The organism is Clostridium sp. (assembly GCF_016650095.1).
Classification (GTDB): domain Bacteria; phylum Bacillota; class Clostridia; order Clostridiales; family Clostridiaceae; genus Clostridium_AD.
Window position 1 is genome coordinate 1 of the sequence record NZ_JAENWL010000396.1, and the last position, 3289, is coordinate 3289.

Below are 3289 nucleotides of genomic sequence, written 5' to 3' on the forward strand. Positions count from 1 at the left end.
ACTTTTAAAAATAGGATAGGAGCGTGGAATATTTGAAAAAGCTTCACTTTATAACTATTGTTTTCAACTTTATTACATTTAGTATTCTTATATATTTCGGGCTTTATAACTACTATAATTCACTAAAAGTACTCTCAAATAAATATATAGGAGGTAAATAGCAATGTTTGAATTAGATAACGAAACAAATAAAATAATGAGGATTTTTAAAACGATTGAAGACAAACAAAGTGTGGCTGATTCATTATCAAAACTTACTGTAAAAATCGGATTAGAAAAAAAATCCTCCTTATTGAGTCATTACTATGGCGAAGATGAACCAGATTTTATAAAAGTGTCTTGTATTAGTTTTGGATTAATAAATTTAATGGAAGAAGACTTTTATATTATAAAAGAAGTGCTAGGTTATAGAATTGTATTTGATTTTTTAAAAGGCAAAATTAAATATCTTGAAATTCTTTAGTTAAAATTATTGAACTAAATAAACCTCTTAAACCTTTTTTCATTAAATTAGTTTATTATTGAACTATATTTAAGGGGCATAGATTCTAACTATGACCACCTTATCTTATTTTTTAAAATATGAGCAGCAATGACCCTATTTTTTAAGTTTAATTATCTCCTTACATAGCCTCCGATATTCTTTGGCAACTCTACTATTAGTCTTAAAATCCAAAACAGGTACATTATTATATTGTGCGTTTTGCATACTCCTGTCTATGCTAATTATAGTAGATAGTAATATAGCACCAAAATTTTCTTGTAGATACGCTTTACATTTTAAAGTAATCTCATTTTTTCTAGTATCAAATTTATTTAAAAGTATCTTTACATTTTTAAGATTTTTATTATATTCTTGAACATTCGTTATAAAATTTAATACTGTATTAATATTTTCTAAACCAAACTTATCTGTTGTAACTGGTATAATACAAAAATTAGAAGCATTAAGAACATTTAAATTTAGAATACCTAGAGTTGGGCTTGTATCTATAATAATAAAATCATACTTACCTTTTTTTATAATAGGCTCTAAAATGTATTTTAATATGTTTTCCCGCTGCATTTTACCAAGAAGTTCCAACTCAACTGAACACATAGTTAGATCACTAACGACCATATCTATTTGATCATATTTTGTCTTAATTATATAAGTCTCTAAGCTTTCCTCATTTAGTAATGCATTCCCAAGATTTTTTTTATTTTTATCAAGTCCAAATGAATGTGTAAGATTCATCTGCATATCAGAATCTATTAGTAATATTAAATTATTTTGTTCTGATAATGCATAGGCTAAAGAGCCAGCGACACTAGTTTTTCCACTGCCACCTTTACTATTAACAATACTAATTACATTCGTCAAATGAAAATCTTCTATATACAATTCGTCAATATTTATTTCTAATTCATCTGTCAATTTTTTAAGAGTTTCTTTATTACACTTTGTTCTCCCAGTTTCTATAGATTTTAGGGTATTAAGATTAATATGTAATTTTTCAGATAATATTTTTTGTGTAATATCTTTTTCTACTCTTGCATTTTTTAATTTTTTATAATCTAATTTAGCACTAATATGCAATCATCTCCCTCAAATATGGATAAAGGTTGTAACTTTTTTTGTTTATACCACATTATTATGTTTTATATACTAACCTTTAAAAAGATTATATCACATTTCAATCATAAACCCTTTATTTAAAAAATAATTCACGAGACAAAACCGAAATTTTAACGATATAAATACAATTGTATTAATTAACTTTAATTATTTCAAATACGGTTTCTCATTATAGATTAAATCCTTCTTTCATTAAAAAGTTCATCTAAATATAATTTTGCAAATTCTGCAACTTCAATTCTGTTATCAACATTTCCAGTAAAAATTAAAGGCAATTCGTATAAAACAGATAATTTATTTAATACTTTAACATCACTAATTACTACATTATGAGTTGTTGTCCTGCTTCTATCAAGGGTTATTATAATCTCCTGATATTCCTTTGTTTCTAATCTAGTTTTAGCTAAATTTATTGTGTTTTCCATTTTAACAATGCAGCTAATATATTCATTACAATCCATTGCTAAATCTTCTAACATTTCTTTTTCTAAATCTTTATTTCCACTATTTTGATTTTCTATTTTCATCATTAAATCTTTTAATTTCATTTTTATTGTTACCATTTATAGCCCCTCCAAATTTTATGTTTAACATATTATTATCTTATATTTTTTATGCTTCTATTAAATTCCTCTGAATTAATAAACCCATATCTCATGGTTTTCATAAAAACACTTTCTTATATTATTTTATTCTTATATTTATTATACTATAAAATTGATTTGATACTTGAATCTGCATATTAAAAAGGAACCAGAACAAAGTTTAATTTTTAAGCCTTAAGTATAACTTTATATTTTACAAAAATAACCAACTCGATAACAAAGTTTAATTTAAGGTTTAAAAATTAAACTTTTAATGGTTAGTATTAATTTTTAGCTTAAATAAAATAGCCTATTAAAGAATTCAATACTATTTTTATACAAACGGTATAACTTTTGAGCCTTAAATATAACTTATTTTTTTATGCCATTGTTCCTCTATACCTCAATATTAAATTTTAGTCATATAACATAGTTAAAATTTCATAAACTGTTCAATATTTAAGCTAATATCTAATAAAATTCATTCGATTTTTATATTATTTATACCTTTGGACTATATACAAGTGAAAGAAGTTTGTCCCAAAAATGAAGTGGAAGGATAACCCTAATAAATCAAGATATCTTTCTAACAAAGCTATGACAAGGAGCTACCTAATATCTTGTACAAAATATCTGAAGGAGATAGGAAATGAGAAATACTAATAATGATGGAACACAGTTTTTTGAACAATTGGGTCAACATGTGATGTATAACAACTTAATGAAAGAGTTAAACAAGCATCCCGTTAGAACAAATTTAGATGAAAATATAAAATATTATAATGATTTCTGTGGTAAAGCAGAATCAGTTAAAGCAGGTTTTGTAGAAGAAATGAATCTTCTACATGAGTTACAAATCATATCAGATGACGTATTTAATAAGGCTTTAGATCCACAGATACCTCAGTGTAAATACGATAGCACTATGAATTTTAGCTTTGTCCCTCACCCCCTGTGCTATGATAGTTGTCGTAGGGAATAATATATGATATTCTCGTACAAAGGAGAGATGATTATTTTATGACCAGACAAATTAAAAAATATACTAAAGAAGAGAAAGAAGGTTTAGTTAAAAGGTTGTTTCCAC

4 protein-coding genes are annotated in these 3289 nt (G+C 25.2%); 2 read left to right on the plus strand and 2 right to left on the minus strand.

Annotated features, from left to right (window positions below; all coding sequences use genetic code 11):
- Positions 1–163: 163 nt before the first annotated feature.
- On the plus strand, positions 164–463 hold the full coding sequence (locus tag JJE11_RS16940) for a hypothetical protein (RefSeq protein ID WP_291637741.1): 300 nt from the start codon (positions 164–166) through the stop codon (positions 461–463).
- A gap of 135 nt (positions 464–598) precedes the next feature.
- On the opposite strand, the gene JJE11_RS16945 is transcribed toward JJE11_RS16940, so the two are convergent.
- Positions 599–1579, minus strand: coding sequence for an AAA family ATPase (locus tag JJE11_RS16945; protein ID WP_291637743.1), 981 nt, complete (start codon positions 1577–1579; stop codon positions 599–601).
- 215 nt (positions 1580–1794) lie between these two features.
- Entirely contained in the window at positions 1795–2181 is a 387-nt protein-coding gene (locus JJE11_RS16950; RefSeq protein ID WP_291637746.1) for a DUF3232 domain-containing protein, read from the minus strand.
- 670 nt (positions 2182–2851) lie between these two features.
- On the opposite strand from JJE11_RS16950, the gene JJE11_RS16955 reads away from it, so the two are divergent.
- Positions 2852–3184: a hypothetical protein gene (locus JJE11_RS16955; protein ID WP_291637748.1), complete on the plus strand. Its 333-nt coding sequence runs from the start codon at positions 2852–2854 to the stop codon at positions 3182–3184.
- The last annotated feature ends 105 nt before the right edge of the window (positions 3185–3289 follow it).